The 15,018-nt window shown below is 59.5% G+C and carries 6 protein-coding genes; 2 read left to right on the top strand and 4 right to left on the bottom strand.

Going from position 1 to position 15,018, the window contains the following annotated elements; all coding sequences use genetic code 11:
* Both F4Z13_07760 and F4Z13_07755 read left to right on the top strand, forming a co-directional pair.
* Window positions 1-420: type II toxin-antitoxin system VapC family toxin (locus tag F4Z13_07760; GenBank protein MXZ49118.1), on the top strand; the 420-nt coding region annotated here is incomplete at its 5' end.
* A 30-nt stretch (window positions 421-450) separates the two neighbouring features.
* Complete coding sequence (locus F4Z13_07755; protein ID MXZ49117.1) at window positions 451-2,217, top strand: hypothetical protein; 1,767 nt, start codon at window positions 451-453, stop codon at window positions 2,215-2,217.
* A gap of 38 nt (window positions 2,218-2,255) precedes the next feature.
* On the opposite strand, the gene F4Z13_07750 is transcribed toward F4Z13_07755, so the two are convergent.
* The 4 genes from F4Z13_07750 to F4Z13_07735 form a co-directional block, all read right to left on the bottom strand.
* Window positions 2,256-3,167: an alpha/beta hydrolase gene (locus tag F4Z13_07750; GenBank protein MXZ49116.1), complete on the bottom strand. Its 912-nt coding sequence runs from the start codon at window positions 3,165-3,167 to the stop codon at window positions 2,256-2,258.
* Window positions 3,158-3,931, bottom strand: a complete 774-nt coding sequence (locus F4Z13_07745; GenBank protein ID MXZ49115.1) for a 4'-phosphopantetheinyl transferase superfamily protein — start codon at window positions 3,929-3,931, stop codon at window positions 3,158-3,160. The genes F4Z13_07750 and F4Z13_07745 overlap by 10 nt, the downstream gene beginning before the upstream one ends.
* Before the next feature lie 32 nt (window positions 3,932-3,963).
* Window positions 3,964-4,209, bottom strand: coding sequence for an acyl carrier protein (locus tag F4Z13_07740; GenBank protein ID MXZ49114.1), 246 nt, complete (start codon window positions 4,207-4,209; stop codon window positions 3,964-3,966).
* 112 nt (window positions 4,210-4,321) lie between these two features.
* Window positions 4,322-14,692: an SDR family NAD(P)-dependent oxidoreductase gene (locus F4Z13_07735; protein MXZ49113.1), complete on the bottom strand. Its 10,371-nt coding sequence runs from the start codon at window positions 14,690-14,692 to the stop codon at window positions 4,322-4,324.
* Window positions 14,693-15,018 lie beyond the last annotated feature (326 nt).

Below are 15,018 nucleotides of genomic sequence, written 5' to 3'. Positions count from 1 at the left end.
GCAGTGGGACAGCCTGAAGTGAAGAATGTGTTGCTCGACACACATATCCTGCTGTGGTGGCATGGGGACCGTAGCCGGCTGTCTCGGGATCAACAGGACGTTATTGCGTCCGCCGATGCCGACTCGCCGTTGCAGGTATCCGATATTTCGCTTTGGGAAGTGGCGATGTTGCACAGTCTGGGTCGTATTCGCCTGAAGATCCCCCTCCGGGAGTGGTTGGAGAAGGTGGTTGCACCTCCGCTGGTGCGGCGACATGGCATCTCTCCGGCGATAGCGGCCGAGTTAGTGTCTCTGCCGGATTCCTTTCACCGCGATCCGGCGGACCGCATCCTCGTGGCGACCGCCCGTGTGCTCGGCGCGACACTTTTGACTCAGGATCACAGAATCGTCGAAGCTAAACTGGTTAACACGCTGAGCTGATACCGATACTCTTTACGCCAGCGATGAAATCTGATTGGGAGGTTCGGATTGGCTTCAATCCCTGTAAATGACCACATCCGCTACGAGCCGGACGAAAAATGCACGCCGCTCTCCTCTTTCATCGTGGCCATACAGGGCATCGTGCTTGTGCTGCCGCTCGCAGTTTCGATAGTGGTTATCAATGTTCTAGCGACCGGCCAGGACGAAGCATATCTGACTTGGTCCGTATTCTCGGCGCTGATAATCGTAGGGATAGTCACCGCGCTGCAAGCCTCCAAGATAAGTCGATTTGGTGCGGGGCATCTGGTCGTCGTGGGAGTGACGCCCAACTACATCCCGCTGTCGGTATTTGCCCTGCATGAGGGAGGACCGGCGATGCTGGCCAGCCTGATGGTAGTGTCTGCGCTTTTTTTCTTTGCGATAGCGACAAGGCTTCCGCAACTGCGGCGCGTGATAACGCCGACCGTGTCAGGCACAGTGCTTATGCTGATAGCCGTGATGGTGTTGCCCATCTGTTTGGATCGATTCGGGGAAGTGCCGGAGGATGCGCCGACATTCGCTGGGCTGTTCGTAGCTGCGGTAATGCTGGTGGTATCCACGGCGCTGATACTGCGCGCCCCGCGGCGCTGGCGTCCGTGGTCCATACTGATCGGATTCGCATCCGGATGCATTGCTGCGGCCCTGCTGGGAGTGTATGACCTAGAGCCGCTGTACGCGGCGCCGTGGGTCGGCATTCCCCAAGTTGGTTTCCAAGGGTTGGATCTTACATTGGCTGCCGGATTCTGGGCGTTGCTGCCGATGTTCTTGATTGTCACTTTGGTGCAGGCGATCAAAGGCATTGGAGACAACGTGGTGATTCAACGGGTGTCGCGGCGCAGACCGAGGACGACCGATTTTCGGCTGCTCCAAGGCTCGCTCTACTCAAATGGGCTGGGTGTTTTGCTGTCGGGTCTTGCCGGAACGCCTCCTGCGTCGCCATATTCGTCATTCACGGCGTCGGTCGTGAACATGACGGGAGTCGCCGCCCGCAATGTGGGATACGTTATAGCGATCATGCTTCTGGTACTGGCATTGCTGCCAAAGTTCACGGGCGCGCTGCTCACCATACCCAATCCGGTGATGGGGGCATTTCTCTTACTTGCCGTGGGAATATTTTTTGTCGAGGGAATACAGACTATTGTGCGGGACGGACTAGATTTTCAAAAGACCGTTGTGGTAGGCGTGTCGTTTGCGCTTGGTGTCGGGTTCGAGCAACAAAACATTCTTGAGAACTTGCTGGCGCACCCATGGGGCACACTGCTTGGCAACGGCATCACAGTGGGCGCGGCAACGGCGATTGCGCTCAACATCTTCCTGAATGTGACCAGTCCGCGTTCTAGGAAGCTGGAGGTCCGATTGGACTTTTCCGACCTGCCGCGAATTGACGCCTTCATGCGGGAAGTTGCCGCCGATATGCGCTGGAGCGAGGCGGCGACCCAGCGGCTGCGTTCGGCGGGCGAGGAGACGCTCTCGAGCCTGCTGCAGCCGGACAGTGAATATCCCGAGGATAGCGGGACGGACAAAACGTCGCGCCTGATCATAGCCGTGCGTCCCGACGGTAGGGCGGTGGAGATGGAATTCATCTCGACGCTTGAGGACGAGAAGAACTTGGAGGACCGTCTCGCGTATCTTAACGAGGAGGACGAAAGCGTGGATGAGAGGGAAATATCGTTCCGCCTGTTGCGTCATTATGCCTCATCGGTGCGCCACCGGAAATATCAGGGGATGGATATCGTTACGGTGCGGGTCGAAGCGTAACGGCTGCTTGGATTGGAACGCAAGGGAAGGGGCCGAGTTTACGTAGTGATAATCGGCTCGATGAACTCAAGCATGGACCTGACGCATTCCTGCGGCTTTTCCAAAAGAAGAAGGTGCGTAGTGTCAGGCAGAAAGTCGTAATCTACGGTGGACATATCGCTCAGGTCGAGCGTCGGCAGGTATGAGTATGGCAAGGTCGGGTCAGCCCCGATGACCTTTGTCGGGCAGAGTAGCGACTGAAAGTCCACGAGTACGGCGAAGGCGCTGGCGTACTCTATTAATTGCGCCTGGTACTCAGGAGGGCAGCGAGGTTCATACCCCTCTCCATTCGCACGCTCACGCAGGGTTGTTCTTGCGTAAAGGTCGAATACCCCTGGCACCACGTGCTGCCAGGCTGGAATGTAAGGAAGAATGTCCACAAGTTCCTGCGTGGTTTTAAACTGACTTGTGCTTTGACGGATCGTTTTGGCCATACGTTTTGCGATATCTTCATAATCCTTAAAGCTCCGGCCAGGTTTGCAGACAGGCGGGTCGAACAGGACCCGGGCTGCAAAGTCGCCGCCCTTTTTGGGTGATAGCAGAGTCGCCAGAGCCGCAACTGAGTGGAACACACCTATTCTGGGCTTTGCTCCATAGTGAAGGTCGACAGCCTCAAGAATGGTGTCGTTGTCCTGAGCCAATGTTGGAAGACTATGGTTTTCAAGACCGCTTACCGGGTTCCAGCCATGGTTTCTGAGATCGTAGATTATAAGGTCGAAATCGTCGACTAGGAGTGACCAGAACGGGTAATAAAGGTCGGTTGCGAGACCGTTGCCGTGGCTCAGAACGAGCCGCGGTCCCGACGGGTTTCCATGTTGCCGCAGCGTAATGACGGTTTCGTCGTCCACGCGGACATCGTGAGTGGAAAGCGGTTCAGGTACCTCCCATACGATTTCTGAAGTCACTGGCAAATTCCTCGTTTTTCTGACACGTCACCGCTTAGCCGCTGTAATGACCGCTCGCCCAATTGGGACGGGACAAGTTCGTGCGCGATGGCTGCTGAGAAATCCTCGTTGCCGATGTATTCGACGCGCCAGTGTACTTCCGGCAGCTGTGGGAAGCGGAACATGCTCATTTTCCCCCGCTGCAAGGCTTGTGGCACCTCAAACTGAGACACATCAAGGGTAAAACCTAGACCAAGAGCCTTGATCAGGGCTTCCTTGATGGTCCAGAGTCTGAAGAATAGCTGAGCCCTATCCGATCCGCGTAAGCATGCAAGGGCGGACTGTTCATGAGGACCGAACACGGCTTCGCTCAGTTCGTCAAAATCCCTTCGGGGGACGCACTCCTCCACATCCACGCCCAGACGTCCATGGGGAACAAAAGCTATCAAGCCGTGCTTTCCGCTGTGACTGAGGTTAAAGCTGATGGCTGCCGGTTCCTCGTCTACTAGTGCGAACGGCTTTCCATGGTCAGATGAGCCGAAGCTGAGGCGTTCATTGCCGCAACCGAGCTGGCGACAGAGGATAGCCCGAAGCGCGGCACGACACAGAGCAAACCTGCGACGAGGACCTGGGAGCGGATATTGGCGACAGCGCATCTGTTCTTCCTCGTTCAGCCACAACAAAGATGATGTCTCACGGCTGGCGTTAGGAGTCAGGTCTACATGCATGACGGTAACGGAACCAGCTTTATGGAAGGAACTCCACCAGCGCCTTGCGGCAGAAACGGACATCAGATGCCGGTTACCTCTACAGCGAAGAGGTGTTAAGAGGCGTTGGCCTCCAGGTACGCTATCAACTCTCCAATAGTCTTGATCTCCCCGGCTTTTCCGGGAAGGAGAGAGACGTTGAATTCCGATTCTAGCACTTTGGCGAATGACACTGCGTCCATAGAGGAAACACCTACATCAGCAAGGCCCTTGTCCGGGTCCAGCAACTGGCCTACCGGCTGTCCGTCTACCTCCAGGTTTTCGTCCGCAAGTTGTCTTAGTCGCTCTTCAACTGAAGCCATAATTACAGTCCTCCTTTTAAAAAATTTAAGATGTTAGAACACAATGATACAATACATAGGCGCTTGGGTCAATCGATTTTTCTCTAGTTTTCTCCGTGACACGGCACCTCAGTTACACCCAGTGACGCCTGCGCTGGAACGGATAGCTCGGCAGCGAGATGCGGCGGCGCGATTCCCCGGCGAACATGCCCTCAAAGGAAAGTGCCAGTCCCGCATCGTATGCCCCTGCAACCGCCTCCGCAAAACCGGTACTGCGCTCCTGTGAATCCTCGTCGGATGGTCGCATCAGGCTCGCAAGCACGAGTGGTGAAGTGGTGGCTTCCTTTCCGTTTGACGAGTCCGGCCATTCGGGATTCACCTGCGGCCCCAGTACCGCGCCGGGGCCAATCTCTATCACTGCATCCACTCCCAACTCGGCAAGCGTGGAAACACCTGCGCTGAACGCCGCAGTCTCGCACGCCTGCATACGCCAGTACGCCCCGTCTAGCGGGCTGTCCGCATTCACAACTTGCCCCGTAACGCCGCTCACCAGAGTCAGGGATGGAGGTGAGACCTCACTCTCTGCAAATGCCACTTCCAGACCGTCGAGAGATTGGTTCGGGTCCACTCCCGGCAGCGCCGCCATCAGCGTGCCACGAGTCAAGGCAAAGCGCAGTCCGTCCTCTAAGGTGAGGACTCCCGCAGCCTGCGCCGCGGCAATCTCACCCGTGCCGTGCCCCAGCGCGACGTTCGGGCGGATCCCAACGCTTGCCCACAGCGCCGTCAGCGCGCACTCCAATGCGTAGAGAGCTGGCTGCGCCCAATCGGCATCATTCAAATCGCCCGCTGCTTCGGTGCGCCCGAACATCACATCGAGCAGCGATGCTCCTCTCTCTGCGCGCACCACGGCGTCACAGTGGTCCAAAACAGCGCGTACGACTGGCTCGCTGTTGTACAGCGCCTCGCCCATACCAACCCACTGGCTGCCCTCGCCTGTGTACACGAATGCCACCCTTGTTACGGGTTGTGGATCTGGCTTATCAGGCGTAGCGTCGGTCTTCGTGAGTTTCGTTAGCCCTGCACGCAGAGACTGCATATCCCCGAACACTAAAGCGGCACGATGGTCAAAATGGCTGCGTCCGACACTCGCCGTCCACGCTATGTCAGCAAGTGCAGGCGCTTCAGGCGACGACTCAGCAATATGGTTGTCTAACCACGACAGGTACTGTCCTGCCATGTCCCGCAGGGCGCCGTCCGACTTGCCCGATAGCGGCAGGAAACGCACTGTGCGCTCCGTTAGTTCCCCCGCAGCTAGCGGCAGACTCGCAACCGGCTCTGGCAGAGAAACGGGCACCTGCCGCGCGGCGCCCCTAAGCGACTGGACTCCAGCACTTGCGCTGTTATCCTCTGTCGCGATTCCGTAGCCTTCCACCACCATATGCGCGTTTGTGCCCGATATGCCGAACGCGCTTACTGCCGCGCGTGGCGGCCTGTCAGGATGGGGCGGCCAGTCGGTCTTTTCAGAAGTCACCCGCACGGGCAGCCGGTCCCAGTCGATTTGTGGGTTCGGTTCCTTGAAGTGCAGATGTTTCGGAATGATACCCTGCTTCATTGCCAGCACAGCCTTTATCAGGCCGGCAACGCCCGCCGCCGTCTCCAGATATCCGATGTTTGACTTTACGGTGCCCATCAGCAGCGGGCGGTCGGCGTCGCGCCCTCTGCCGTACACCGAGCCTGCCGCGTGTACTTCAATTGCGTCGCCCAACTGGGAGGCTGTAGCGTGTGCTTCGAGATAGTCAACATCCCTTCCGGTGAGGCCCGCCTTAACAAGCGTCTCCTCTATAACACGCTCCTGTGCCGGGCCGTTCGGAACGGTCAATCCCGCGCTGGCCCCGTTCTGGTTAATGGCAGAACCCTTGATGACGCCCCATATCCGGTCGCCGTCAACCTCCGCCTCATTCAGTCGTTTCAAAATGAGCATTCCGCAACCTTCGCCGCGTACATAGCCGTCCGCAGACGCATCAAAGGGGTGGCACTGCCCACTCGGCGACAGCATCCCCACATCCAGCATAAGTTTGGAAATGTCGCGCGACAGCGCCGCATGCACGCCTCCGGCGAGGGCCAGGTCCACCTCGCCCCGCTGTAGCCCAACGACGGCTTGATGCACCGCAACCAATGCCGAGGCGCAGGCCATATCGATAGCCATTGCCGGACCCTCAAGACCCAGCACGGATGCGACCCGCCCGGCGGTGACGCTGGCCATTAGGCCGAGGAAAGTGCCAGCCTTACCGCTGGCTTCAATTACATGTTGGTATTCGCTGTGACTGACTCCGGCATACACTCCGGTGCGGCTGCCTCGTAGGCTGTCGGGAGCGATTCCGGCGTCTTCGATAGCCTCCCAACTTGTCTCCAACATCATTCTCTGTCGTGGGTCCATCATCCGCGCTTCTATCGGCGCAATGCGGAAGAAGCGTGAGTCAAACCACTCGATACCCTCAACAAACGCGCCGTGCAGGTGGGTGGCGCTCTCGGAATTTGAGTCTCCAAAGGTGTCCCTCGGCGAATCGCCGGCCTGACGTCCGTCGGTCACTGCATCAGTGCCCGATTCCAGAAGATTCCAGTATTCCAGAAGGTTTTTCGCGCCGGGGAAGCGGCACGCCATGCCGATTATTGCTATGTCGTCATCCTCAGTAGCGACGGACGGGCGCGGTGAGGGTGCGACTGTTTCGGGCGTTGGAGCCGTCCCACCGTCCCCGCCCAGTTGACCGAGTTCACCTGCCAGATAGTGGGCTAAGGTCGTGATGTCGGGGTAGTCGAAGACAACTGTGTTGGAGACGACATACTCGCCCGCGAATGCTCGATTGAGCCGGTTTCTCAGTTCTACTGCCATCAATGAGTCCATTCCCAGATCGAAGAACCCCACCGTTGGAGTCGGCGTCGACGGTAGTCGCAGAACTGCCTGCACTTCCCCCTGCAGGAATGACACCAGCATGCCTTCGCGTTCCGCCACAGTCGTCTTTCGCACCCTGGACATCAGGTCGTCCGCCTGAGCGGGCGAGTCGGCGTCGGCCTTGGAACTGGTGGACAGCAGGTCCTCTAGCAGAGAGGGACGGTCTTCGACAGCCTCCTCAAAAACTGCCCAGTCCATAGACATCACCACGGAATTCGTTACGTCTTGGCGTACTAGCCTGTCGAACGCCCTGAGACCTTGCTGCGGTGTAAACCAGCGGCCGCCGAGCGCCGCTCGTTGCCGTTCAATCCGGTCTCGTTGTTCCGCCGCTTCGCCGATCTCTGACCATGCCCCCCAGGCGATGGCCTGTCCCGGAAGTCCCACCGCCTGCCGGTGGGCGGCGAGCTGGTCTAGGAACGCATTGGCTGCGGCGTGGTTCGCCTGGCCCGGATTACCCATGACGCCAACTCGGCTTGAAAAGAGGATAAAGAGATCCAGATTGCGGTCCGCCGTCGCACGGTGCAGGTGCCAGGCGCCCAGCACCTTCGGCCACAGCACCTGCTCGAATCTCTCCCAACTCTGGTTCGACAGCGAAGCATCCGACAACACTCCCACGCTGTGAATCACTCCGCCGAGCGGCGGCAGTTCCTGATCCATCCGCGCCAGCATGTCGTCCACAGCGGCGGCATCCGTCACATCCGCCAGTTCCACCCTCACCGTGGACCCGCGTTCACGCAACGAGTCGATTTCTTTTTCAACTTCGGGGTCCGGTGGCCGTCTTCCATTCAACACGATTGCCCCCGCGCCGTGATCCGCCAACCAGCTGGCCACGGCGCACCCAATACCGCCTAGGCCGCCGGTCACTAGGTAGGTCCTGTCCTGCCGCAACCCACCTCTCACAAGCGGTGGTGTCGTCACGACGATCTTCCCGATGTGCCGGGCCGATCGCATGAATCTCAATGCAGCCCCCGTTTCGGCCAGGGGCCACCTGCTGTGGACAAGCGGTTTCAGTTCTCCCGCCTTAAGGCGCTCCATCACTTCCCGGAGAACCTTTCCGACGCAAGCCGGATCAGTCTTCTTAAAAACATCCAACTCCAGGATGGAGTAGGCAACGTCGGGACGAACTTCGGCCATCTCCTCCTCGCTCAGAATGTCCCGCCTAGACAATTCCACAAACCGGCCACCCTGTGCTAGGCATGACAGACTCGCCTCGATAAATCCCTCTCCTGTCAGGCTGTTCAGCACCACTTCGACTCCTGCTCCGTCCGTAGCCTCGAGGATCTCTTCCCCGAATTTCGTCGTGCGGCTGTCGAACACATGCTCCACACCGATGGAGCGGAGATATGGCCGCTTCAGCTCGCTCGCCGTGGCATACACCTCGGCTCCTACAGCACGCGCCAACTGGATGGCCGCGAGTCCCACACCGCCGGCACCCGCGTGGATCAGCACCCGTTCGCCAGCGTCCAACCCTGAGAGCTCATAGGAGAATGCTGCTGAGGCGAACACATTCGGCACCGTGGCGAGATCCGTCACCGAGATTCCCGATGGCGCGGGCGCCACCAATTCCTCTCGTATAACCATTTCGTCCGCGAACGCACCACCGAACCCCAATCCAACCACATGATCGCCGACCGAGACGGTTGACACCTCGGAACCCACATCGAGCACGTGGCCACACATCTCCTTTCCTAAGTTCTCCTCTTCAATGAAGCCAAGCGAACGAAATACATCCCAGAAGTTCAGCCCGGCAGCTTCGACCGCGACGCGGACTTCTTTCGGCTCCAGAGAATGTTCCGGCAGCGGTTTGACGTAAGGCTTATCGAATATGCCTTCCGGGTCCGGAGCCAGCACCCAGCCCGACTGCTCCGGCAATGTCAACCGATCCGTGTCGGTCCCGGCCCGGACCAGGCGGGCCACCATCCGTCGTCCGTAGCGATGTGCGATGTGATTCTCGTGGTCGGGATACAACAGTTCGTCCAGAAGTTCAGGCGACTGCGTTTTTGTGGGATCCAGGTCAATCATCCTCGGTTTTAGATGCGCCGCTTCGCGGGCCACTGCCTTCCCGAAACCCCATAGCGTCGCGCCGGCAAGTTCCCCGCCAAGCTCCTTCTCCAGCACCTGGGCGCCCCGCGTAAGAAACCATACTCCGTTTTCGGGCACCACATCGGAGTCAAGCAGTCCCTGCGTCAACGCCAGTGCGCTCGCCATCGCTTGCTTCGTGTCCTCCGCCATCTCTTCGGTTGTCGCGTTCAGTCCGTGGCCACCCAGCGCCACGAGGTGCACGACGCCGCTCAGAGGCGCATCCCCGGGCAGGCACTCCAACAGCGATTGCCACGACTCGCGCCGCTCCATGTCCACCGTTGACCGGACAATGCCGGACCCGTCCATTTCTGAGTGCCCGCTCTCCGGGAGTTGATGGTCCGCCAGCACGACTGTCTGGTTGCGCGCGGCCAACTCTGCTGCCAGTTCCTTGGCCACGCCGGCGCTATCTGCCGCTAGAACCCAGACGCCCGGTCTTTCGGTCACCTCAGCCGGGCCCCGCGCCACGATCACGCCCTTATCCGGCATCCCGGTCGAGTCGGACTCTTCCAATCCCAGCACTTCTATTTCCTCGAAACCCACGTCAGCGAGTATGCGGCGCCACACAGCTGGCTCCACCAAGGCGTGTTGCGGTCGGTAGGCATCGGCGAACCGCCACCAGCCGTCGAGCGGCCCGAAAGTCAGGTCCATCCAACCCATACCCCTCAGGTTCTCGAGCGCGACCATCTGTCCTGATGGCGCGAGAAGCCGCTGGCAGTGCGCAAGCGTCTCATCTAGGTATCGCGTGGCGTGCAGCACATTGGACGCGATCACCAGATCATAACCGTGGGAGTCGAATCCCTGCTCCACCGGATCCTTCTCGATATCCAGCATGCGGTAGTCTATCGACGCTTCGTCGCCTCCGAAACGCGCTTCTGCTTCCGCAAAGAAGCCCGCCGAGATATCCGTGTACATGTAGTCGAACCGTCCTTCCGGGAGTTCCGGCAGGATGGCCGCGGTTGCCGATCCTGTACCCGCCCCGACTTCGATCACCCTGAGGTGTCGGTCGTCGGGCAACTCCGCCACAAGAGTCTGAACCGTTTCTCGCAGTAGACGGTTCGCCGCCCGCGCCACCGGGGCTTTTAGATACAGATCGCCCGGGGTCGGGTCTCCGTTGCTGAACAGGACCGTCAACGGGTCCGCTCGGCCCAGCAGGATGTCTGCCAAGGCGTTGCCAGACCGTCGGAAAAGCCCGATCTCGGTCAAGCCGTGGGGATATAGCTCAGCCATTCGGGTAGCAAACTTCTCGGTGTCAGGCGGCATTTCATCCGGCAAGGGATCCCCGGGTCCGATCCTCACGACGAAGTCGCCGTCCACCTCTTCCAACACCCCGGACTTGGCCAGCATCTCGAGCATCCGGCGGAACAACTTCTTATGCTCCTCCACGACGTTCAAGCGCTGCCGCAAGTCCTCTGAATCCACGGTCACGCCCACCTCGCGTTCCCACCCCAGCTTCTCCAAGGTCTCGAGCGCGCAGGATCGAGACCACCGCTCTAGGTCGGTCAGGAGGGCGCTTCTGTCTTTGGGCGTGACTCCTTCGTCAGCCAAATAATCCGCGAGCAACCCCGAGCGCGCTGCAACTGTTGCCTGAGATGCGAGGAAATCTGCGGACAGCATTCCGGGCGGGAGAGTCTTTTCGCGCCACACAACCTCGTACAGCAGTTCATTCACCCCTTCGCCTGCAGAGAGCAGTGCCGCCCGCGTCGCGCGTTTCACCATGTATCCGCTCAACCCGCCAAGCAGAACCCCGTTGGGATCGTAGATGCGCAATTCTCCGTTCCAGACCTCAGGCGGCTCGCCCTGTTCCGCTTCTGTCCCTTGGGAAACCTCACTCATGCGCACGTGACAGAACAAGTGATCCGGCAGCCGATCTGCCAGCCACAGTCGCTCCCAGCCAAATGGTAGATAGGTGGTTTCCTCTTCTATCCCGCCCGGATTGCGCGCTACGGCCACAACCTGAAAGCAACCGTCGAGCAGGAGCGGATGAACGTCCAGCTCATTGCGGCCGAGAGCTTCAGGGAAAGAAATCTCGCCTAACGCCTCGCCTGGCCGGGACCAGACCTTCCCAAGCGTACGGAAAAACGGGCCGAGATTGATCCCCGTACCCGCCCGGGCGCGGTAGTAGTCTGCCACGTCTATTGGTGACAGGGGGGTCTTGAGGCTTTCAAGATCGATGCGGCTACCGGCTTCCGGCATGGGGGCGCCCGACGATATGTGGCCTTCCACATGTGCCGTCCAGTCCTCGCCACTCCTCTTGCTGAATATCTGGACACGACGCGAATTTGGCCGCTCGGAAGAATCAAGCACAACCTGCACCTCACGGCCCTCGTCACCGGTATCGTCCTCGGAGCCCTCCTCGGGGAAAATCAGCGCGTTGAGCAGTTGCATGTCCTCCACAACCACCGCGCCGCTTTCTTCCGTAAAGGATATCGATGCCGCCATGGCCCCGTAGAGTGCACCCGGAGCTATAACCCGGCCAAACACCCGGTGGTCGCTCAACCACTCCGGATCCGACTGGAATACTTCTGTTTCGAATGTGACCTCGCCTGTGGCGGATTCGTGCCGGACCCCCAGTAAGGGGTGGCCGACGCCTGAGCGCTGTTTTCTCTTCGAATCGAGCCAATGGCGTTCGCGTTGGAATGGATAGCTTGGCAGCGAGATGCGATGGCGCTCCTCCCCCGCAAAAAGCCCTTCAAAACAAATCGGGAGCCCCGCCTGATACGCTTCCGCGACAGCCTGCGTGAAATCGGCGCCATCCGCGGACGCTGAGGATTCACCAGACGGTGGGCGCAGGCTCGACAGCACCATGGGCGCCGGTGTCTGTACAGAGTCCGGCCAGGCCGAGCGAGTCATCGTGGCCAGAATCGGTCTCGGTCCTATCTCCAACACCAAGTCCACTCCGAGTTCCGCCAACGTCTGGACACCGCGGGCGAATGCCACTTTCTCGCGGGCATGCTGCCTCCAGTAGGCTCCGTCCAGCGCTTGGCCAGGCTCCACCACTTGGCCAGTCAGATTGCTGACCACGGTGAGGGAAGGTGGATCGATCGCCACACTATCCAAGGAAGCTTCCAGCATGTCCAGAGCTGGCTCTACCAAGGCGCTGTGGAACGCGCGGAGCGTGTTCAACCGTCTTACCCGGACTCCTTCCGATTCGAAACGCTTCGAGATGATTTCAATTTCTGCAACCGGTCCGCTCACCACTTGGTGGGTGCCATTGTCCGCCGAGATGCTCACCCCAACACTGGCAGATGATTCGTTCAGCTCCTCGACCGTCGACGCCACTCGTACCGGAGTGGCAAAAACTGCTGCCATTGCGCCCGGTTCGGTTTCCGACAGCAGGGTACCTCGCGCCGCGGCAAACCGCATTCCATCCTCCAGGCTGAACACTCCCGCCGCCTGCGCCGCCGCCAGTTCCCCGACGCTGTGCCCCAACACCACGCTGGGACGAACCCCTACACTCGACCAAAGCGCCGTGAGCGCGCACTCGAGGGCATAGAGTGCCGGTTGCTCCCACGCTGTATCGCCCAGATCGCCTTCGCCGCGCCCGAACATCACGTCAAGCAACGAGGTGCCTCTTTCGGCCCGAAACACCTCTTCACAGCGGTCGAGAACCGCCCGCGCCACCGGCTCACGTTCGTAGAGCGCCTTTCCCATGCCGGCCCATTGGCTTCCTTGCCCGGTATAAGCGAACGCTATCTTCGTCGCCGTTTGCGGGCCTGAACTCTCGCCCACATTCCCCAGCGCTTTCAGCCCCTCCCGTAGCGATCCAGTATCCCGAAACACCACGCCCGCACGGTGATCAAAATGGCTCCTCCCTACACTTGCAGTCCACGCCATGTCCGAGAGCAGGGGTTCTACCGAGGCATTTTGGGAAGCAAGATCCTCCGGATGCTCGTCCAGCCATGAGAGGTAACGCTCCGCAAGTTCCCGGAGTGCGTTCACCGATTTGCCGGACAGCGGCAGCAACCGGGTCTCGCGCCTCCTTAACTCTTGCTCCGGCAACGGCAAACTCTCCACGGCCTCCGGCAGAGAGACTGTCACCGCCTGGGCTGAGCCCGCAAGCTCATGCTTTCCGTAGGGCAACCCCCCCGGGGCGATGTATTCTTCCACCACTATGTGGGCGTTCGTCCCGGATATCCCGAAGGAGTTTACTCCTGCCAGTCTCGGCCGTCCGCCACGCTGAGGTAAGTCCATCATGGACGAAGTAACCTTCAAAGGCAGTCGGTCCCAATCGAGGCTAGGGTTGGGTTCCTTGAAGTGCAGATGCCTCGGAATCACGCCGCGCTGCATCACCAGCACCGCCTTGATCAGACCGGCGATTCCGGCAGCCGACTCGAGGTGGCCGACATTGGTCTTTACGGAACCGATCAAAAGAGGACGATCGGCTTTGCGTCCTTTGCAGTAGACAGCGGAGACGGCGTCGATCTCAATCGGGTCGCCTACAGCTGTTCCAGTCCCGTGCGCCTCCAGGTAATCCACATCTGAAGCAGAAACTCCGGCGTCGGACAGGGCCGCTTCCATCACCTGTTCCAGTGCGGGGATGTGCGGTACGGTCAGTCCGGTGCTGGCCCCGCCGTTATTCACCGCCGAGCCTCGGATCACGCCCCAGATCCGATCGCCATCCTCCTCGGCCTCGCTGAGGCGCTTCAGGATAACGACGCCGCAACCTTCGCCGCGCACGTAACCGTTCGCAGACGCATCGAACGTCTTGCACTGCCCGTCTGGAGACAGCATCATCGCATCCGCACGGAGTTCGAATATGCGACTGTTCAGGATAGCCTGCACACCGCCCGCAATGGCCAGATCCGCCTTGCCCTGCTGCAGATCCGCCACCGCGTCGTGGACCGACACCATGGACGACGCGCACGCGGCGTCCACTGCCTTTGCCGGTCCCATCAGGCCCAGCACGAAAGAGACCCGTCCGCTGGTACCGTTCAGGTTCGTGCCGCTCAGAGCATAAAGACATGAGGCGGCATCGGCAGGTTTCCTTGACTCCACTACCAGCATCCTGTATTCGTCGTTGCTGATCCCGGTGTATACCCCGGTGCGGGTGCCCCTCAGCCGATCCGGGTTCATGCCAGCATCCTCGAGAGCTTCCCAAGTGGTTTCCAGCATCATCCGCTGCTGTGGATCCAGCAACTGGGCCTCGACCGGAGAAATGCGAAAGAACCCCGCGTCGAACTGCTCGATTCCGTCGACATAGGCACAGAAACGACAGGCCTTGCTCGGAATCTGTCCATCGGGGAAAAGCTCGTCCATACGCCCGATGCCGGAACCCGGGACGCCCTCCGTCACCACGTTCTGGCCCGCTTCGAGCAGGCGCCAAAAGGCCGGTATACTCGGTGCGCCGGGGAACCGGCACCCCATGCCCACGATCGCTATCGGTGGACCGAATCCGGATTTTTCCTGTTTTTGAGTTTCAGAGTGGGGTAGCGATTCCCCGGAAGAGTCGCAAGATTTGTTTGACTCTGTCATCGAAATCTTCCTCCCAAGATTATGAACTGATGGCTCTATCCGTTCCCTTAGTCTGAACTGTTTCCGTCTTATAAAACGGTTTTCAGTTCACCACTGGCTTTGATAGTTCTCTTTCGGAAAAGTTTAGCATAGGGATGGACAGGGAACAAAGCTCTTCTTCGCTCGTGCCACGACTATCTCACGCTAAATACAGGTGGCAGTTTTATTTAAGATTTGCGGGCGGGATGAGGGGCGCACGGTACGCTTGACGCCCTTGCCTGCTGCATGGACAAGCGTAAGGTCAACTGGATAGTGGACGCCGCACTTGTCTTTCCCGTTTTTAAAGC

It is taken from the genome of Candidatus Dadabacteria bacterium, from assembly GCA_009837205.1.
Classification (GTDB): Bacteria; Desulfobacterota_D; UBA1144; order Nemesobacterales; family Nemesobacteraceae; genus Nemesobacter.
The sequence above is the reverse complement of the archived record's forward strand: the minus strand, read 5'-3'. Positions and strand labels throughout refer to the sequence as shown.